The sequence below is a fragment of the Flavobacterium sp. FG19 genome (genome assembly GCF_057809475.1).
This window is the reverse complement of sequence record NZ_JBMDKA010000008.1, coordinates 120,267-139,519: the sequence shown is the minus strand read 5'-3', so window position 1 is coordinate 139,519 and position 19,253 is coordinate 120,267. Positions and strand designations below refer to the sequence as shown.

Below are 19,253 nucleotides of genomic sequence, written 5' to 3'. Positions count from 1 at the left end.
TAATATGACTGTAAGACTTCTGTTATTTTTAGCTGTTTCATGGACTTCTTTTGCCCAGCAAAAAGACTTTCCCGTTTCTAAAGCTGATTCGATTGTAAAACGGATTCAGCTTCCCGTTATTCCGGCCTATGAGGTCAATATTCTCAAATTGGGAGCAAAAGGAGATTCAGTTACAAACAATAAACCTGCTTTTGATAAAGCAATGGCACTTTGTAAAAAGAACAAAGGAGGAACGATTATAGTGCCTAAAGGGATTTTCAAAGTAAACGGCCCTATTCACTTTGTAAGCAATGTAAACCTTAAAATTGAAAAAGGAGCCAGAATTAAATTCAGTGATAATCCCAAGGACTATCTGCCGCTCGTTTTAACAAGCTGGGAAGGAACTATGCTTTATAATTACAGTCCCCTTATTTATGCTAACGAATGCAGCAATATTGCCATAACCGGTGAAGGAACCATTGATGGTGAAGGAGGGAAAACCTGGAAAACCTTTAAAGCTCAGGAAGGGCCAGGCAAAAATTTGAGCCGGGACATGAACCATAATGCTGTTCCTTTAAAAGACAGGAAATTGGGAGAAGGATATTTTTTACGTCCCCAGTTGATACAATTTCTAAACTGCCGGAATATTCTGGTAGAAAATGTACGAATTGAAGATTCGCCTTTTTGGTGCCTCCATCTTTTAAAGTCACAAAGCATTACAGTGAGAGGTATAAGTTATAAATCCCTGAATCATAATAATGATGGTATTGATCCCGAATATGCAAAAGATGTTGTAATTGAGAATGTAAACTTTGACAATGGCGATGATAACGTAGCCATAAAAGCAGGCCGGGATCACGAAGGAAGAGCTAATGCGGCAGTTCCAAGCGAAAATATTGTCATTAGAAACTGTAATTTTAAAGGCCTTCACGGAGTAGTAATAGGCAGCGAAATGTCAGCAGGAGTGCAGAATGTATTCGTAGAAAACTGTAAAACAACAGGATATTTAAAGAGAGGTATTTATTTAAAAACCAATGCAGATCGGGGAGGATACATAAAAAATGTTTTTGTTCGAAACCTGCAATTAGATGAAGTAGAAGACTGTTTATATATTACATCGAATTATCATGGAGAAGGAGAAGGATACCAGTCAGATATTGCCGATATTCATTTTTTAGATATCATTTGTAATAAAGCTTCTGAATCCGGAATTGTAATTCAGGGATTTGCTGATAAAAAGATTCAAAATATCACTTTAAAAAATATCGAAATCAAAGAAGCTAAAAACGCCTTGTCTAACGAAAATGCTGAAAACGTATTGATGACGAATGTTTTTATCGGAAAAAAGGCTGGTGTGCCGACAGCAGTTTCAAAGCCTTAATTTAGGTATAGAGATACAGAGGTTCAAAGCGGCAAAGCTTTAAAGTGGTATATCGTAAAAATAGTATACAATGTGATTTTAGATTAACTTTCAGGATTGTACCTTTCCATAAAAAACAAATCCTTTTGCATAAAATTTAGCGTCTTTACGGTTTTAAAAAGAATACAATGAAAAAATACATACTAACAGCATTTCTGATAACATCAGTTTGTTTTGCTCAAAAAACGACCCTATATACAATTGGTGATTCTACAATGGCCAGTAAAAAAGATCCCGACCGAAATCCCGAACACGGATGGGCACAGGTGTTACAATCTTTTTTTAAGGAAGATATTGCAGTAGTAAACAAAGCGGTAAACGGAAGAAGTACCAAAAGTTTTATCAATGAAAAACGCTGGGACTCCATTTATAAGAAATTAAAAAAAGGAGATTATGTATTTATTGAATTCGGACATAACGACGAAAAGATTGAAGATTCAACCCGTTATACCAATCCTCATACCATGTACCGATACAATTTGATCCGGTTTGTGACGGAAAGCAGGGAAAAAGGAGCAGTCCCGGTTTTGTTAACCTCAATTGCCCGTCGCAATTTTAACGAAAAAGGAGTTTTGGTTCCCACACATGGCGATTATCCTCTTGAAACCCGTTTGGTAGCACAGGAATATAAAGTACCTTTTATAGATTTGGAATATTATACCGAATTACTGGAACAGTCTTACGGACCGGAGAAATCAAAACTACTGCATCTGCATTTTAAAGGAGGAGAAAATGCCTACTACGATAAAGATAAGGCTGATGATACGCATCTTTCATTATTGGGAGCAATGAAAACGGCAGAGATAGTAATAGAACGGTTAAAAAAAATGCAGGATCCTTCTTTACAAAAATTAAAACAAAATATTAAATGAGAATTTGACCGTAAAAAGGTAAATTCAATAAGAAAAATCAAAAGTTTTTTGATGGAAATTTAAATGAATAAAAATTGATTTCTAAAATAAAGATAAAATTTCATTTTTTTTATGAAAATGTGTTTTAAGTAGTTGAATAATATTTAGTTATAAAAAAGGAGAAAGTTAAAAGCTTTCTCCTTTTTTTATTTATACGTTTTGTAACCTGTTTTTCTTTTTTAGAATATTTTTTATTTAAGAATTATCTTATGTTTTTGTTCTCCTATTGTAAAAACGGCAGGTTTAGCATTTAAAAACCTACAGATTTGTCTTAATCTATAAGTTTAAAAACTTTTAATGGCAAAAATAAAACCTATTTGAGGAGAAATTTGCACACTGAAAATAAGTTTTTGATTATAAGATTGTTGTAGTGAATGTTATGAGGTTTTGATCTACAATTTGTTGGTATGTTACTGATAATCATTTGCTTATAGTCTAAAAATAGTTTAAAACGTATAATAATTAAAAGGTCATGAAAAATAAATTACTTCCTTTATTTGTTGTTTTGGGGTCGTTTTCTGCTTATTCACAGGTTGTTGTAGGTAAAATAGAGCCTACTACAGAATCTGCTCAGTTAGAAGTTTTTTCTAACAATAAGGGAGTTTTGATTCCAAGAATTGCATTAAAGAGTACTACTGATGTGAGTACAGTCACTCACGGTAGTGGTGGCTTGCCTTATGAAAATAGTTTACTGGTTTTTAATACGGCTGCAACTGCTGATATTACACCAGGGTACTACTATTGGTATATTGATAGATGGAATAGAATCACTATTTCAGGTGAAAACGGAGCAGAGCCGGCTACTGCAGGTGGAGACGGGCCTCCTGGAAACAGAGGAGAAACCGGATATCCAGGCAGAAGTATAATTGTGTATAAAGACAATAACACAGGAGATATTTATGTTCAGAATCCTGATGGTACCTGGACCAAGATCAATGGTGCCAAAGGTGATAAAGGAGATAAAGGAGATGCAGGTGTTGTAGGTGTGCAGGGGTTACCTGGTACAAGTGGTACACCAGGTATTCCGGGGTCAGCGACAACAAAGGAGTTTTTTTAAAAATGTTTAAAAGAAAATTTAAAAACGAGTTTGAATTTTCGGAAGATTCTTTCTTGCTTAAGAATGAAAGTAAACCGAAAGATTTTGAACGCTCTATATTTGTTGTATATGAGAAATTTGAATTAATCGATTTTTTGAAGCTTGATAAAAAAGGAACCAACGTTATGATTTGTTTTTTTAATGCACATCTCCATAACAGTTTACTTTATTTTGATGAAATTAAAAATTTAAAGCTAATTGACGCTTCAAAATCAAGAACCGAAATTTTAAAAGATCTAAAATCTTATTTTAAAAACAATTCCGGTTTTATTCCTAAAATACCTGAAATTAAATTTACAGATCACAGTATCTATCAGCATAAAATAGATCATCTTCAAAAAGCACTTTGTTTTATGATGTAATTTTGATTTCCCATAAAGTCATAATTCGTCATACAATGAAATCCCGGCAGCAGTATTGCAGCCGGGATTTTTAGTTTTATTCTTTTTGTAAAAGAAAGCAGGAAGGGACAGGATGCCGGAAACGTTTCATTACTATAAATTTATGGGTGTTTAAAACTAAACGATTAAAACTGGATTCAAAAAGAATGAAGTATAACATCAAATTTTTCAGGCCCATAGTATTTTCTATGGTATTTTTCGTCAGCTCTAATGCCCAGCAAAGATCAGGAGAAACTACCATTGTTTTAAAGAATACTTCTGATTTAGAATTATCACAAAAAGCTGTTTCAATAAAAAAAAGCATATTTTCTTTAAAACGGGATTCAGGATTTTTTCCTGTTTTACTTTATAAAAATGATACTATTCCGGCACAACTCAATGATTTGAATGAAGATGGAGAATGGGACGAACTTTTTTTAGTAACTGATTTTTCTCCAAAGGAAGAGAAAAGAATAGTATTAAAGTGGTCAGAAACAGATCCTAAATTTCCAGTAAAGACCAGTGTGAGATTTGGGAAAAGAGAAGCAAAAGATCTTCCGGTTCATCCGGATACACAAGAAGTTTTATTAGCTGATCAGGTTTATAAAAAGTTAGGCTACCAAAAATACCAGACTGATGGACCTACCTGGGAAAATGATAAAGCAGGGTTTAGGCATTATTTAGACGGAAGAAATTCTAAAGACGTTTTTGGAAAAAAACTGCCGGGAATTACCCCGGAAGATGTCGGTATAAACAGTAAAGGAGCAGTTGAAGATAATTACCATATAATGTATGATTGGGGAAGAGATATTTTTCCGGTTGGTAATTCTGCTGGTTTGGGAGGTTTTGCCCTGCTGACAACTGACAATAAAATCAACAGACTCGGGATAATTGCAAATGATACCCTAAATAATATTGAAAAAACAACCTTTAAAATAGTGAGTGAGGGACCTGTCAATTCTGTTTTAAGATACACCTATCAAAACTGGACTGCTTCGGGAAATAAGTACCAGGCTCAGGAAACTTCTTCAATTTGGCAGGGTATGTACGGATATGAGAATACCGTGTCGATAGATGGCTTAAAAAATAAAGACTTGCTTTTGATTACCCTTTCTAATCTCAACAATCAAAACCCGCTGCAGGTAATAGATTCAGGCGATTTTGTTTGTTTTATACAACATGATAAACTCACTTATGAGCGTCAGTGGATTTTAGGAACAGCTGTAATTGTACCTAAAAACATTTATAAAGGTTATATTGAAGCTCCAAAAACGGGTCAATTAACTGATTCTTATTTGATAAAACTGCAAGTCAAGAATAAAAAGAAAGTAAGTTATTATCCAATTGCCGGCTGGGAATTAAGTCAGGATAAAGGTTTTAAAGATTCAGTATATTTTACCAATTATGTTACAAACTTAGCCAGAGAGCTTTCTGCTAAAATTAAAATTAAGGTAAAATAATGGAAGTCTGTTCGGGATAAAACTTAAACGAAATAATTAGAAACTTATATATTGATAAAAGTGTAATAAATAGTTTAAAATTTAAGATTGTAGATGTGAATCGTCAATTAATTAGGATATTTTTCGGATCATCCTCAATGTGATGAATTTTTTACGCAGTAAATTCTTTCATTTTTTTATTGTTTTAAATTTGAACTTTAATTTTTTTTACAGCGGCTGCAAGTCACAGAAAAGCCATCTTTGTTTTGTTTTTGATAATAAAGGTTTGATTAATAATGGGTTGTGGACGCTGGTTTTTTCAAAAAAATAATTGTAAAATTTGAGTTAATTAAAACCTTGAAAAACAATTATAATTTTAACAGCAAATTTGTTGTAACTACCGATCAAACTTCTATTTTTGCGCCTTAATTTAATAATTATAAGCAATGAAAGATCTATTAGTAAAAATCAACGCCGAAATTGAAACATTCAAAGCAGAAGCGGAATCTTTAACAGAAAAAGGTATTAAAGCTGCAGGTCCAAGAGCACGTAAAGCTACTTTAGAAATTGAAAAACTTTTAAAAGAGTTCAGAAAAGTTTCTATCGAAGAATCAAAAAAATAATACAACTAAAACCTCGTCAGCAGACGAGGTTTTTTTATGGTTAAAAGCCATGGCTTACTGATATGGCAGTTATCAGTTAAATAATTTGGCAGCTCAGTATCTCAAAAAATTATATCCATTTTAGTTTTAAAGCAAGTGTACAGGCTTCGGCAGTATTGTTAACTTTCATTTTTTCAATGATATTCTGTCTGTGCCTGCTTACTGTGTTTATACTGATAAAAAGAAGGGAGGCAATTTCTTTACTTTGTTTTCCTTTTTGCAGCATTTTAAGGATTTCTTTTTCCCTTGCCGAAAGGAAAGAAGTATTTTCCGTTTCATTTTGCCGGATAATTTCACCGTTTGCTGTGTTTATAATTTTCCCTTCGTAATGTAAAGCAGCAGAAAAATCAAAATTATAAAGACATAAAGCCAGCTCTACATCTTCATATTGATTTGAAAAATAAAACATTTTGTGTAATAAAGATCTATGGGCGCTTTTGTCTTTAATTCTTAATTTGCTTATGACACAAAAGTCTTTACGTTCTTCTACCGGAATAGTTTTAATAAACTGAAAAAACTGAAGTTCAAGAAGGTATTTCTGAAGTACATCTTCGGAATTGAGCTGTCCAAAAAGTTCTTCTTCCCAAATTGATTCAATTTCCTGAACTTCATTTTTTTTAAAGATACCCAGTTCGTCTGCGATCTTACCTGAGTAGATATAACTCTTATTATTATACAAATCGCTCAGAACAGCAATTCCGTTTTCCAGATCAGCAAAACGCTGTGCAATTTCCTGATACGTTTTTAATCTGCTTTTATTGTGTAAATTCCCCAGATTGTTTTGCTGAAGCAGCTGTTGATTCAAATCCTTTTTTGCGTTTTTCATTTTTGAAAAATGGTTATTAATAAGTATTGTCTTATGCTTTAACGGGGGATATATTTGTATGATTTTTAGCATTGAAATATAATAAAAAATGGGATTTAAAGTAATTATAAAATTCTTGATTTTTTTATTGGACTTATTATCAGGCTGTTTTATGTAAATAATTGTTTGATAGATTTTGATAAAAAAAGGAATTAGTAAACCAAAATGTAATACATCTGAAACATGAAACATTTTTTTTCAGCTATCTTTTTAGCAGGTATTTTTTCTGTTCATTCACAAACGAACACTTTAATTAAAAGGCTTGACGGCAGTACTATTTCGTCTGACAGTTTATCTGCTTCGATCGAAAACCTTATGGCAAAAGCCGATGTAAAGGGAATGGCTATAGCTGTTTTTAATTCCAAAAAACCGGTCTATATGAAAACATTTGGTTACAGCGATGTGGAAAATAAAAAGAAACTGGATTTGAAAACCAATTTATATGGGGCTTCGTTGAGTAAAGCTGTTTTTGCAGTACTGGTTATGAAAATGGTCGATGATGGTGTAATTACTTTAGATAAACCATTGCAGGACTATCTTCCGAAAGCTATTTATGAGTACGAACCTAAAATATGGCATGAAGATTTTAAAGAATTAAAAGCATATCCGGAATATCGAAAGATAACAGCCAGAATGTGTCTGGATCATACTTCGGGTATGCCTAACTGGCGTTGGTTTGAAGCAGATGAAAAGCTAAAAATTAAGTTTGAACCCGGAACCAGATACAGTTATTCCGGCGAAGGATTAACGTATCTTCAGGTCGTTTTGGAAAAAATTACAGGAAAACCTCTTGAAGAACTCGCTCAGGAGAAGATATTTAAGCCGTTGGGAATGATCAATTCCAGTTATAAATGGCAGGAAAAGTTTGAAAAAGATTATGCTTATGGATACGATAACGAGGGAAAGGTACAGGAGAAAGACAAAGATAATGCGCCCAGAGGAGCCGGAACACTCGAAACCACTATTGAAGATTACAGTAAATTTTTGACGGCAGTTTTGAACAAAAAAATAATAAAAGAAAAATCGTATACAGAATTATTCAGTCCGCAGATCCGTATTCGTTCTAAAAATCAATTCGGGCCGGGCGCAATGGAGGATGGAAACTGGAATGATAAAACGGAGCTTTCCTATGGTTTAGGATGGGGATTGGTAAAATCTCCTTATGGAATAGGAGCTTTTAAAGAAGGCCAGGGTTCGGGTTTTCAGAATTACAGTATCATCTTTTCAGATAAAGGCACAGGAATGCTGATTATTTCCAATAGCTATAAAACGGGTGAAATAATGAAATACCTTTTAGAAACAGGTATTCAGGATACTTATACTCCCTGGGAATGGGACCAGTATATTCCGTATGATAAAAAGTAAAAGTTAGTTTAAGATACTGAGTTACTAAGATTTTTTTAAATTTTTAGTAATTCAGTATCTCAGTATTTCAAAACCTAAGTATTTTTAAATCGAATTTCGGTCTATAAAATTAAAAGGGACTTTAAAATGTCCTTTCTCTTTATTCAGAATCATCTGAGCAGCAGTTTCTCCCATAATATTAAAATCTGTTGACATTACCGTTATGCCAAGCAAATCCTTTAATGGCGTATCGTTGTATGAGATAACACCAATATCTTTGCCTAAGACAAATTCCTCATCACGAATTTGTTTTACTAAATTCACAAGATCAGATTCTTCAATAGTAATAAACAAATCACCTTTTTTAAGGATCATATCATCATAAACCTCACTCAGGATTTCAAAATTGATTTCGTGTTCTACGCAGAATTTTCTAAAACCGTGTAAAATTCTCCTCGGATAAGGATAAACCGCTTTGTCCGGATATACCAATATTAATCGCTTGTATTTGGTTATTTTCGAAAGACCTTCTTTTAAAGCATTGTAAATGTCATTTTCAAAATCCTGATAAATCTTAATGACATTATCACCGGTTCCCAATTTAATATTATCAAGAACAACCAGTTTTTCCTGCGGGATTTTTTTAATGGCATCAACCACTTCATCGGTAAAACTCAGGTGTTTTAATTCATCAGTTTTAAAGTGGGTGGTAATAACGTAATAATCGTAAGCGCCTTCAAACTTGTCCAGAATATTTAAAAATAAAGTTTCGTCGCAGTGGTAAATCTGCAGGTCAACATGGGCATTGGCTCCCAGAGTATTAATGAAAGCACTATAGGTTTTCATTTTATAAGAACTCAGTTTGTTGGTCAGAAACAGGATATTTACCTTAGATTCCAGTTTGGTTCGGGTAATATAATACCCTTTTCCTCGTATGGAAGAGATGATTTTTCGCTCTTTTAGAATATTATAAGCCTTTTCTACAGTATCACGAGACATATAGAATTCTTCGCTGAAACTATTTATTGAAGGAATTTTTTGATTGATTTTTAAATTTCCGTTGGCGATGTTCTGAAGAATAGAGTCAACAATCTGTTTGTATTTTGGAACTCGTGAATCTTCGTCTATTTTAATTAGTTTAATCATGATTATGTCTGGAAATTTGTTTCACGTTTCCATGAAACCCATTTTAATTCTCATTTTTCTTCAAAAAAATCAATAAGTAAATAGGCTGCCGTTCTAAATGTGTCGCTTTTTAATATAAAAAGAGAATTAAGTAAAACCTGTACTATTTTTTTTATAAATTATTAATAATGTTCCAAATATGGATTTAATAATTACGAAATCGATTGCTAAAATAGCTATTTTAAATTTATTTATCCAATAATTACCGATCGTTATTTCTAATATTCTTTAGTTTTAACAAAAAACACAAATAGTATAAAGGATAGTACAGGACAGTTTTGTTTTTTACATTCTCTTATTTTACAAAACCAAATTAACTATCACCATTAACCACAAACAAATTATTAAATGGAATCATTATTAGGAATCATTTTTCATTCTGTCGGAGGATTTTCTTCGGGTAGTTTTTATATGCCTTTTAAGAAAGTAAAAGACTGGGCCTGGGAAAGCTACTGGCTGGTAGGAGGATTTTTCTCTTGGCTGATTGTGCCTCCGCTTGCGGCCTATTTAACGATTCCTGATTTTACCGAAATTATTGCTGCAGCTTCTCCTTCTATCAAATTCTTTACTTTTTTAATGGGATTAATTTGGGGAATTGGGGGTTTAACTTATGGTCTGGGCGTTCGTTATTTAGGAATGTCTTTAGGAAACTCCATTACATTAGGATTCTGCTCTGCATTTGGAGCTTTGGTTCCATCAATTTACTACGATATTGTTCCAACAGAAGGTAAAATTTCCTTTACCCATATGCTTTCTAATTCTGGCGGTCAGCTGGTTTTATTAGGAGTTGTAGTGTATCTTATTGGAATTGCTATTTCAGGAAAAGCGGGAATGCTGAAAGAAAAAGATTTTGCAACAGGTCATGAAGATAAAGACAAAGATTTCAATCTGGTAAAAGGTTTGATCGTAGCTGTGATTTCGGGAATTTTAAGTTCCTTTTTTAATTACGGCATCGAAGCCGGAAAATCAATGGCTGAGGAAGCTGTAATTAATGGTGCCAATCCGTTATTTCAAAATAATGTGACTTATGTTGTACTGCTTTGGGGCGGACTTACCACCAACTTTATCTGGTGTCTTTATTTGAATTTTAAAAATAAAACCATTAAAAACTATACCGATAAATCTACTCCAATAACTAAAAACGTTTTGTTTTCTGCGCTTGCCGGAACCATGTGGTTTTTACAGTTTTTCTTTTACGGAATGGGAGAGAGCAAACTGGGAAATGGTGCCAGTTCATGGATTCTGCACATGGCAACCATTATTTTGACGGCAAATTTTTGGGGATTTTATTTGAAAGAATGGAAAGGGGTTTCTAAAAAAACATTAAGAACTTTTTTCTGGGGGATCGGGCTTATTATGCTTGCGATCGTTTTGGTAGGAATTGGTAACTCATTATAAATAATACAAGAAATAATATAAAGTATATGTCGAATACAAAAACAATTAATACAAATTTTAAGCACGTAAGCTACCTTTGGGATGATGCTAAAGCCGCAGAATTGGCGGGAGATGAAGTAGCGCTTTTTATTTATCGTTCTAATTTATTAGGAGCCGATTTAAGACTGACGAATTACGGAGGAGGAAATACTTCTGTAAAGATTACTGATAAAGATCCTTTAACCGGAGAATCTTCTGAAGTAATGTGGATTAAAGGTTCCGGAGGAGATATTGGAACGTTAACAAAATCGGGTTGTGCGGCTTTGTATTTGGACAGACTTCGTAATCTTGAAAATGTATACAGAGGTATTGATTTTGAAGATGAGATGGTAGAACTATTTAATCACTGTATTTTCGATTTAGCTTCAAAAGCGCCTTCTATCGATACGCCTTTACATGGTTTTTTACCATTTGCCCATATTGACCACCTGCATCCGGATGCAGCAATTGCGATTGCAGCTGCAAAAGATGGAAAGAAAATCACAGAAGAATTATTTAACGGAGAAATTGGCTGGGTAGGCTGGCAGCGCCCGGGCTTTGACCTTGGTCTTCAGTTAAGAGCTTGCTTAGAAGAAGCGGCTAAAAACGGTAAACAATTACGCGGAATCATGTTAGGTTCTCACGGTTTATTTACCTGGGGAGATACTGCATACGAAAGTTATATCAACACATTAGAAGTAATTGAAAAATGTGCTGAATATTTGGAAAGTAACTATGGTAAAAAACGTCCGGTTTTTGGAGGTAAAAAAATCGATAGTCTTCCTGAAGCAGATCGCAAATTAAAAGCGGCGAAAGCAGCTCCAATTTTAAGAGGTTTCTGTTCATCAGAGCGTCAAATGATCGGACATTATACAGATGATACCAGAGTTTTGGAATTCATTAATTCTAATGATTTAGCAAAATTAGCTCCATTAGGAACTTCTTGCCCGGATCACTTTTTAAGAACAAAAATCAGTCCTTTGGTTTTAGAATTAGATCCAAACGAAGATTTATCAGATGTTGCGGCTGTAAAAGCAAAATTAACTCCTGCTTTTGAAGCATACCGTGCAATGTACAAAGACTATTACAATGCCTGTAAAAAATCAAATTCACCGGCAATGCGTGATCCGAATCCAGTGGTAATTTTATATCCTGGAGTTGGTATGTTCACTTTTGCCAAAGATAAAACTATGGCTCGTTTAGCATCTGAATATTATATCAATGCTGTTAATGTAATGAAAGGGGCAGAAGCCGTTTCTGAATATACTTCATTACCGCACCAGGAAGCTTTTGATATTGAATATTGGTTATTAGAAGAAGCTAAATTACAGCGTATGCCAAAACCAAAAGCTTTATCAGGCAGAGTAGCCGTTATTACAGGTTCTGCGGGCGGAATTGGTAAAGCTATCGCTAAGAAATTTGCTCAGGAAGGTGCCTGTGTGGTAATTAATGACATCAACGAAGAACGTTTAGAAGGGGCGACAGCTGAATTTATCAAAGCTTTTGGTAAAGATGCCGTTTCTAGTACTTTATTAAATGTTACGGATGAAGTAAGTACAGAAAAAGCGTTAGACGAAGCTTGTTTAGCTTTTGGAGGTGCTGATATTATTGTAAACAACGCAGGAATCAGTATTTCTAAATCTATCGCAGACCATACTTTAGAAGAGTGGGACAGATTATACGATATTTTAGTTAAAGGACAGTTTATCGTTTCTAAAGCCGGAATCGAAGTAATGCGTAAACAAGGTTTTGGAGGAGATATCGTCAATATCGTTTCTAAAAACGCTGTGGTAGCAGGTCCAAATAACCCGGGTTACGGTTCGGCTAAAGCGGCTCAGGCGCATTTAACACGTTTAATGGCTGCCGAATTGGGAGCTGATAAAATTCGTGTCAATACCGTAAATCCCGATGCTGTAATTTCAGATTCAAACATTTGGTCCGGAGGATGGGCAGAAGGCCGTGCAAAAGCGTATGGTATTACAGTTGAAGAGTTACCGGCTTATTATGCCAAACGTACCTTGTTGAATGAAATCATATTGCCTGATGATATTGCAAACGCTTGTTTTGCCTTTGTTGGCGGTTTACTGGATAAATCGACAGGAAATGCTCTAAACGTAGACGGAGGCGTTGGAATGGGCTTTTACAGATAAAGATTATTTAAGTTTTTTTATAAGTTTGTTTAAGCAAAAGTGGTTTTTTGTGGTCTAGCGTTCGAATCTTTCGGACGTTAGATTTTTTTAGCATATAACAATTCGCTTTAACAACGAAAACTTAACAAAAAAGTGAAGTAAAACCAGAGTTTGGCTTATATAAAATCTATAGGTTTAAAAATTGCACACTTGGAACGCAGATAAAATGAATTCGCGATCATTAAGACGTTGAAAAAAACGGATTTTTTTGTTTCTCGCAGATTTAGACAGATTTAATAGGTATTTAAATCTAAGATAAAAAAATCTGCATTTTCTACTAAAATCCTTTTTAAATCTGCGTGAAACCAGAAAACAAAATCTATATTAATCAGTCCCGAAGCGTCGGGATTGCGATAGTGAATCCGCGTCATCAGCGGCAGAAATCTAGGTATTGTGTGTTAAAAAAATATTCTAAACATTATAAATTTATATATTGTAGACTCTAAAAAAGATAAATAACTATGTTAATCTCATCAAACCACATTGATTCTCACAATGAGGATTTATTAAAAAAACACCAAAACAAATTAGTTTTTACAGCATCAGAAATAAATGAAACAGAAGCGATTATCCAAAAACTAATCGACTTTCAAATTGCTATTCCTTCGTGGGCCTTAGGAACAGGCGGAACACGTTTCGGACGTTTTGCGGGAGGTGGAGAACCACGTTCTTTAGAAGAAAAAATCGAAGACGTTGGTTTGCTTCACAAATTAAACAATGCTTCAGGTGCGATTTCCCTTCATATTCCCTGGGATATTCCGACCAATTACGGAGCAATCAAAACACTGGCAGGGCAGCACGGTTTGAAATTTGATGCTATGAACTCTAATACTTTTCAGGATCAGGCAAGTGCAGAGCATACTTATAAATACGGTTCTTTACAAAACGTAAACAAAGCAGTTCGTAAACAGGCCATTGCTCACAATATTGAAGTAATTAAACACGGAATCGAATTAGGATCTGAGTCTCTTACAGTCTGGCTGGCAGACGGCTCTAATTTTCCGGGACAGTTAAACTTCAGAAAAGCGTACCAAAACACCTTAGAAAGTTTAGAAGAAATCTATGATGCATTGCCTTCTAACTGGAAATTATTTTTAGAATATAAATGTGCAGAACCTAATTTTTATTCTACCACAGTAGCAGATTGGGGACAGTCCTATTCATATGTAAAAAAACTGGGAGACAAAGCACAGACACTAGTCGATTTAGGACATCATTTACCAAATGCGAATATCGAACAGATTGTTTCTTTATTATTGATGGAAAACAAATTAGGCGGTTTCCACTTCAACGATTCCAAATACGGTGATGACGATTTAACGGCCGGAGCCTTAAAGCCATATCAGTTATTCTTGATTTTTAATGAATTAGTAGAAGGAATGGATGCCAGAGGAATGAATCACGCTAAAGATTTAGGCTGGATGATCGATGCTTCTCACAACATCAAAGATCCGTTAGAAGATTTATTACAATCTGTTGAAGCTATTATGATTGCTTACGCACAAGCGCTTTCTGTTGACAGAAAAGCATTAGTACAAGCTCAGGAAGAAAACGACGTGGTAAAAGCGCAGGAAATTCTTCAAAATGCTTTCCGTACCGATGTTCGTGCACTTGTTGCAGAAGCTCGTTTTCGTTCCGGAGCAGCTTTAAACCCTGTAGCATTATATCGTTCGCTTCAGGTAAGACAAAATCTTATCGAAGAAAGAGGTTTAAAAACAATGGCCACAGGATTATAATTATGAGTTATCAGTTATGAGTTATGAGTTAAAAGTTTTTAAGTTGATAAACTATTTTTGTTTGTATTGTTTTTTGATGTAAAACAAAATCATTAGACAATATAATATTGAATTTTTCAGCAAAAAGCACAACCCGTAACTCATAACGCATAACTCAAAACTCATAACTAAAAAAAATGAATGTAGTTGCGATTTTTGATATTGGTAAAACAAACAAAAAGGTTTTTTTATTTAATGAAAATTATAAAATTGTCTGGGAAAAATCAGTTAATCTGGAGGAAACAAAAGACGAAGACGGTTTTCCCTGCGAAGATATAGAGGTCCTTCAAAAATGGATTTTAGACCGATTAGAAGAAATTAAAGAATTGACTAATTATGTTTTAAAAGCCATCAATTTCAGCACTTACGGAGCCAGTTTTGTTTATATAGACGAAAACGGAAAAGTTTTAACTCCTCTGTATAACTATCTAAAAGATTATCCGGAGGAATTAAAATCTGATTTTTATAAAAAATACAAAGGAGAAGAAAAGTTTGCCGTAAAAACAGCTTCTCCGGTTTTAGGAAGTCTAAATTCCGGAATGCAGATTTACAGGTTAAAAGAAGAAAAGCCTGAATTATTTCAAAAAGTAAAATACTGTCTGCATTTGCCACAGTTTTTGAGTTTTCTTTTGACTAATGAAGCTTACGCTGATATTACCAGTATTGGCTGTCATACCAATTTGTGGAATTTCAAAAAAATGAAATATCATAAATGGTTAAAAAGTGAAGGAATTGACACTAAATTGCCTCCAATTTATTACGGTAAAGATGTTATCAGAACAAAAGAAGGATTATCGATTGGTACAGGACTTCACGACAGTTCTTCAGCAATAATTCCGTATACCATAAACTTTACAGAACCATTTGTTTTATTATCAACTGGAACTTGGAGCATTTCCCTGAATCCTTTTAATAATAAACCGTTGACTTTTGAAGAGTTACAGCACGATTGTTTGTGTTATATGCAATACACAAACAAGCCCGTTAAAGCGGCACGTTTATTTGCCGGAAATGAACATGAAGTACAAACCAAAAGATTGGCAGAACACTTTAAAGTGCCAGTAGATACTTATAAAGAGGTTTATTTTGATAAAAAAATCACAGCCAATTTACGTTCACTGAATTATCAGATTTTCTATCCAAAGAAATACGATTTTGATATTTTGAATGAATGCCCGTTTCAAACAAGAGATTTATCGCAATTTAAAGATTACGAAACAGCCTATCATCAATTAATGCTGGATTTAGTAGAACAGCAGTTTTTCTCTACTAATTTGGTGATCCAGAATAGTCCGGTAAAAAAGATTTTTGTAGATGGCGGATTCAGTAAAAATTCCATTTACATGAATTTATTGGCAGAAGCTTTTCCGGATGTAGAAGTTTACGCAGCCTCTATGGCTCAGGCAAGTGCGTTGGGCGCTGCATTAGCCATTCATGAAAACTGGAATCCAAAACCCATTCAGAACGATTTAATTGACTTGAAATTCTATAAACATTAGGTAAAAACGGTCTGTATGTTGTAAATTTGCCGAGAAACGTATTTTTTACATTTTTTTACCCTACACGCCTAATGAACAACACACTAAATACTACAATATGAAAATTGGACTTTTTATACCTTGTTATGTCGACCAATTTTACCCAAAAGTAGGTATAGCCACCTACGAATTACTTCAAAAATTAGGTTGTGAAGTGCATTTTCCGATGGGACAAACCTGCTGTGGACAGCCAATGGCGAACAGCGGTTATGCTCATTTAACTAAAGGATGTGATGCCAACTTCATAGCCAATTTCTCAGGATTTGATTATATCGTCTGTCCTTCGGGAAGCTGTGTTTTACATGTAAAAGATCATTTGCACGACGAAAAGCAAGAAGAGAAGGCAGCAGCCATTCGAAATACGGTTTACGAACTTACTGAGTTTATCACTGACGTTTTAAAAATTGATCATATTGACGGAAGATTTCCGTTTAAAGTCGGAATGCACGTAAGCTGTCACGGTCAGCGTGGATTGAAGCTTTCGCAGATGTCAGAATTAAACGCACCATTTTTCTCTAAACCGGAACAATTATTACATAGTATAAAAGATCTTGATCTGGTTGCTTTAACCAGAAAAGACGAATGCTGTGGTTTTGGAGGTACATTTTGCGTGACCGAAGAAGCGGTGTCTGTAAAAATGGGACAAGACCGTATCAAAGATCACGAAAGTCACGATGTGGATTATATTACAGGTGGAGATATGTCCTGCTTAATGCATTTAGACGGAATTCTAAAAAGACAGAAAAGCAGAATTAAAACCATCCATATTGCCGAAATATTAAATTCACTCGAAAACTAATTTTTTTTTCTACCATTAAGATATTAAGTAAATTAAGTTTTAGCGGTAAATATTTATTTGGTAGAAAATAAGAGATTTAAGTTATTTTAAAGTAAGCTTAATTTTCTTTTTATCATTAAGAAATTAAGGACATAAAGTTTAGCTTAATTTACTTAATGCCTTAATGGTAAAAAAAACAACTTTTAAAAGATGTCATCAGAAAAAGTAATACAGCACAGCGAAGCAGCGGCAAAGTTTAATAAAGATACAGAACGTGTCAATTGGCACGATGAAACACTTTGGTTTGTCCGTGCTAAAAGAGATAAATCGGCGCATCAGATTAAAGATTGGGAATTGCTGCGTGAAACAGCTTCTCAAATAAAATTTAATGTACTTTCTAATATTCACGATTATTTAGTGGAATTTGAAGCCAATGCGCAACGAAACGGCGTAATCGTGCATTGGGCAGCCGATGCCAAAGAACATAACGAAATTGTACATTCGATTCTGGCAAAACATGAGGTTAAGCAAATGGTAAAATCCAAATCGATGCTTACAGAAGAATGTCATTTAAATGATTATTTAGCCGAAAAAGGAATTGAAGTTATTGATTCAGATTTAGGAGAATATATTGTACAGCTTCGTAAAGAACCGCCAAGCCATATTGTATTGCCTGCTATTCACTTAAAGAAAGAAGATGTAAGCGAAACTTTTCACGAGCATTTAGGTACCGAAAAAGGAAATTTTAACCCCCAGTATTTAACCGAATCGGCACGTCAAAGTTTGCGAAATACCTTTTTGACCAGAAAAGCAGCTTTAACAGGAGTTAATTTTGCTGTTGCAGAAACAGGAGAATTTGTGGTTTGCACCAACGAAGGAAATGCCGATATGGGGGCACATTTAGCCGATGTTCATATTGCCTGTATGGGATTTGAGAAACTAATTCCGAAAAGAGAACATTTAGGTGTTTTTCTAAGATTATTAGCCAGAAGTGCAACCGGACAGCCGATTACCACTTTTTCAAGTCATTTTAAAAAACCAAGAGACGGAAAAGAAATGCATATCGTAATTGTAGACAACGGAAGAAGTAAACAATTAGGAAGAGAAGAATTTAGAAATTCCTTAAAATGTATTCGTTGTGGTGCTTGTATGAACACTTGCCCGGTTTACAGACGAAGCGGAGGGCACAGTTATCACAATGCAGTTGCAGGACCAATTGGTTCTATTTTGGCACCAAACTTAGATATGAGCAAAAATGCCGATCTGCCTTTTGCCAGTACGCTTTGTGGTTCCTGTACTAATGTTTGTCCGGTAAAAATTGATATTCACGATCAGTTATACAAATGGCGTCAGGTTTTGGTAAAAGAAGGACATACGCCAAAAGCAAAAACAGTGGCTATGAAAACCATGGCAACCGTTTTAGCCAATCCAACAGTATTTAATATTGCTGGAAAATCGGGACGATTTGTAATGAAGAATATTCCGGCAATGGTCAATAATAAAATGAACAAATGGTACGATCAGCGCGAAATGCCAGACGTTCCGCAGGAATCTTTCAGAGAATGGTACAAGAAAAATTCGAAAGAATCTAAAGAAAAAGGAAATGAGTAGTAAAGGCGAAATTTTAAAAAGAATAAAAGCAAATCAGCCCGATTTGGTTTCGGAACTGCCTGATTTAAAAGTTTTAGGTTCTGAGCAATTTGATGTTTTAGAAACCTACAAAACAGTTTTAAAAGGTATAGGTGGTGATCCTGTAGAAGTCGCTGATTATAATGAAATCATCAATTATATAAAATCCAATTACAATCTGGACAAAAGATTGATTACAACACTTCCGGAGCTTTCAGAAATAGCTTCTTTGGACTGGAAAACAGTGGATCCGCATTCGCTTCAGGATGTTGAATTAACGGTTATTAAAGCCCATTTTGGAGTCGCAGAAAACAGTGGACTTTGGGTTACCGATGATATTTTAGGACAACGTGTAGCGCCATTTATTGCGCAATATTTAGCGATTGTAGTTCATAAAAAAGACATTCTGCCAACGATGCAGCAGGCGTATCACAGAATTGGAAATATGGAATATGGTTTTGGAACTTTTATAGCAGGTCCGTCCAAAACAGCCGATATTGAACAATCTTTAGTTTTAGGAGCTCACGGAGCCAGAGGACTGATTGTTTTTTTATTGGATTAAGAAACAATTTTATTATAAAAAGAAGAGGATTTTGATAATCCTCTTTTTTCGTTTATAGGGATTATTTTATTAAATGAATTCAATA

16 protein-coding genes are annotated in these 19,253 nt (G+C 34.4%); 14 read left to right on the top strand and 2 right to left on the bottom strand.

The window, feature by feature from the left end; translation table 11 throughout:
• Positions 1-4: 4 nt before the first annotated feature.
• From ACODST_RS10300 to ACODST_RS10275, 6 genes are all read left to right on the top strand, one after another.
• Positions 5-1,360 carry a glycoside hydrolase family 28 protein gene (locus ACODST_RS10300; RefSeq protein WP_488932031.1) on the top strand — a complete coding sequence of 452 codons (1,356 nt, stop codon included), beginning with the start codon at positions 5-7 and terminating at the stop codon, positions 1,358-1,360.
• A gap of 167 nt (positions 1,361-1,527) precedes the next feature.
• Positions 1,528-2,271 (top strand): rhamnogalacturonan acetylesterase, encoded by a 744-nt coding sequence (locus ACODST_RS10295; protein WP_488932030.1) that lies wholly within the window; start codon positions 1,528-1,530, stop codon positions 2,269-2,271.
• Positions 2,272-2,782: 511 nt separating this feature from the next.
• Positions 2,783-3,367: a collagen-like triple helix repeat-containing protein gene (locus tag ACODST_RS10290; RefSeq protein WP_488932029.1), complete on the top strand. Its 585-nt coding sequence runs from the start codon at positions 2,783-2,785 to the stop codon at positions 3,365-3,367.
• Positions 3,368-3,369: 2 nt separating this feature from the next.
• Positions 3,370-3,768, top strand: coding sequence for a hypothetical protein (locus ACODST_RS10285; protein WP_488932028.1), 399 nt, complete (start codon positions 3,370-3,372; stop codon positions 3,766-3,768).
• A gap of 185 nt (positions 3,769-3,953) precedes the next feature.
• Entirely contained in the window at positions 3,954-5,246 is a 1,293-nt protein-coding gene (locus ACODST_RS10280) for a DUF4861 family protein (protein ID WP_488932027.1), read from the top strand.
• A gap of 425 nt (positions 5,247-5,671) precedes the next feature.
• A complete protein-coding gene (locus ACODST_RS10275) occupies positions 5,672-5,848 on the top strand; it encodes a histone H1 (RefSeq protein WP_012026201.1) in 177 nt (58 codons plus the stop codon).
• Between the two features lie 109 nt (positions 5,849-5,957).
• Here ACODST_RS10275 and ACODST_RS10270 read toward each other — a convergent pair whose 3' ends face one another.
• Positions 5,958-6,713 carry a response regulator transcription factor gene (locus tag ACODST_RS10270; RefSeq protein ID WP_488932026.1) on the bottom strand — a complete coding sequence of 252 codons (756 nt, stop codon included), beginning with the start codon at positions 6,711-6,713 and terminating at the stop codon, positions 5,958-5,960.
• 222 nt (positions 6,714-6,935) lie between these two features.
• On the opposite strand from ACODST_RS10270, the gene ACODST_RS10265 reads away from it, so the two are divergent.
• Positions 6,936-8,117: a serine hydrolase domain-containing protein gene (locus ACODST_RS10265; protein WP_488932025.1), complete on the top strand. Its 1,182-nt coding sequence runs from the start codon at positions 6,936-6,938 to the stop codon at positions 8,115-8,117.
• An 84-nt stretch (positions 8,118-8,201) separates the two neighbouring features.
• On the opposite strand, the gene ACODST_RS10260 is transcribed toward ACODST_RS10265, so the two are convergent.
• The gene (locus tag ACODST_RS10260) at positions 8,202-9,242 is read right to left on the bottom strand and encodes a GntR family transcriptional regulator (RefSeq protein WP_488932024.1); all 1,041 of its coding nucleotides are present in this window, start codon (positions 9,240-9,242) and stop codon (positions 8,202-8,204) included.
• A gap of 387 nt (positions 9,243-9,629) precedes the next feature.
• On the opposite strand from ACODST_RS10260, the gene rhaT reads away from it, so the two are divergent.
• The 7 genes from rhaT to ACODST_RS10225 all read left to right on the top strand — a co-directional run bounded on the left by rhaT (position 9,630) and on the right by ACODST_RS10225 (position 19,168).
• Positions 9,630-10,679 carry an L-rhamnose/proton symporter RhaT gene (rhaT, locus tag ACODST_RS10255; protein WP_488932023.1) on the top strand — a complete coding sequence of 350 codons (1,050 nt, stop codon included), beginning with the start codon at positions 9,630-9,632 and terminating at the stop codon, positions 10,677-10,679.
• Between the two features lie 26 nt (positions 10,680-10,705).
• Positions 10,706-12,847, top strand: coding sequence for a bifunctional aldolase/short-chain dehydrogenase (locus ACODST_RS10250; RefSeq protein WP_488932022.1), 2,142 nt, complete (start codon positions 10,706-10,708; stop codon positions 12,845-12,847).
• Positions 12,848-13,347: 500 nt separating this feature from the next.
• Positions 13,348-14,622, top strand: a complete 1,275-nt coding sequence (locus ACODST_RS10245) for a sugar isomerase (RefSeq protein WP_488932021.1) — start codon at positions 13,348-13,350, stop codon at positions 14,620-14,622.
• Positions 14,623-14,798: 176 nt separating this feature from the next.
• Positions 14,799-16,160: an FGGY-family carbohydrate kinase gene (locus tag ACODST_RS10240; RefSeq protein WP_488932020.1), complete on the top strand. Its 1,362-nt coding sequence runs from the start codon at positions 14,799-14,801 to the stop codon at positions 16,158-16,160.
• Positions 16,161-16,257: 97 nt separating this feature from the next.
• Entirely contained in the window at positions 16,258-16,998 is a 741-nt protein-coding gene (locus tag ACODST_RS10235; protein ID WP_488932019.1) for a (Fe-S)-binding protein, read from the top strand.
• 189 nt (positions 16,999-17,187) lie between these two features.
• On the top strand, positions 17,188-18,588 hold the full coding sequence (locus tag ACODST_RS10230) for a lactate utilization protein B (RefSeq protein WP_488932018.1): 1,401 nt from the start codon (positions 17,188-17,190) through the stop codon (positions 18,586-18,588).
• A complete protein-coding gene (locus tag ACODST_RS10225) occupies positions 18,581-19,168 on the top strand; it encodes a LutC/YkgG family protein (protein WP_488932017.1) in 588 nt (195 codons plus the stop codon). Before ACODST_RS10230 ends, ACODST_RS10225 begins: the two co-directional genes overlap by 8 nt.
• The last annotated feature ends 85 nt before the right edge of the window (positions 19,169-19,253 follow it).

What these genes read in the sequence shown, in the direction of transcription:
- ACODST_RS10300 (WP_488932031.1), top strand. Translation starts at nt 5, where the DNA reads ATGACTGTAAGACTTCTGTTATTTTTAGCTGTTTCATGGACTTCTTTT.
- ACODST_RS10295 (WP_488932030.1), top strand. Translation starts at nt 1,528, where the DNA reads ATGAAAAAATACATACTAACAGCATTTCTGATAACATCAGTTTGTTTT.
- ACODST_RS10290 (WP_488932029.1), top strand. Translation starts at nt 2,783, where the DNA reads ATGAAAAATAAATTACTTCCTTTATTTGTTGTTTTGGGGTCGTTTTCT.
- ACODST_RS10285 (WP_488932028.1), top strand. Translation starts at nt 3,370, where the DNA reads ATGTTTAAAAGAAAATTTAAAAACGAGTTTGAATTTTCGGAAGATTCT.
- ACODST_RS10280 (WP_488932027.1), top strand. Translation starts at nt 3,954, where the DNA reads ATGAAGTATAACATCAAATTTTTCAGGCCCATAGTATTTTCTATGGTA.
- ACODST_RS10275 (WP_012026201.1), top strand. Translation starts at nt 5,672, where the DNA reads ATGAAAGATCTATTAGTAAAAATCAACGCCGAAATTGAAACATTCAAA.
- ACODST_RS10270 (WP_488932026.1), bottom strand. Translation starts at nt 6,713, where the DNA reads ATGAAAAACGCAAAAAAGGATTTGAATCAACAGCTGCTTCAGCAAAAC.
- ACODST_RS10265 (WP_488932025.1), top strand. Translation starts at nt 6,936, where the DNA reads ATGAAACATTTTTTTTCAGCTATCTTTTTAGCAGGTATTTTTTCTGTT.
- ACODST_RS10260 (WP_488932024.1), bottom strand. Translation starts at nt 9,242, where the DNA reads ATGATTAAACTAATTAAAATAGACGAAGATTCACGAGTTCCAAAATAC.
- rhaT (WP_488932023.1), top strand. Translation starts at nt 9,630, where the DNA reads ATGGAATCATTATTAGGAATCATTTTTCATTCTGTCGGAGGATTTTCT.
- ACODST_RS10250 (WP_488932022.1), top strand. Translation starts at nt 10,706, where the DNA reads ATGTCGAATACAAAAACAATTAATACAAATTTTAAGCACGTAAGCTAC.
- ACODST_RS10245 (WP_488932021.1), top strand. Translation starts at nt 13,348, where the DNA reads ATGTTAATCTCATCAAACCACATTGATTCTCACAATGAGGATTTATTA.
- ACODST_RS10240 (WP_488932020.1), top strand. Translation starts at nt 14,799, where the DNA reads ATGAATGTAGTTGCGATTTTTGATATTGGTAAAACAAACAAAAAGGTT.
- ACODST_RS10235 (WP_488932019.1), top strand. Translation starts at nt 16,258, where the DNA reads ATGAAAATTGGACTTTTTATACCTTGTTATGTCGACCAATTTTACCCA.
- ACODST_RS10230 (WP_488932018.1), top strand. Translation starts at nt 17,188, where the DNA reads ATGTCATCAGAAAAAGTAATACAGCACAGCGAAGCAGCGGCAAAGTTT.
- ACODST_RS10225 (WP_488932017.1), top strand. Translation starts at nt 18,581, where the DNA reads ATGAGTAGTAAAGGCGAAATTTTAAAAAGAATAAAAGCAAATCAGCCC.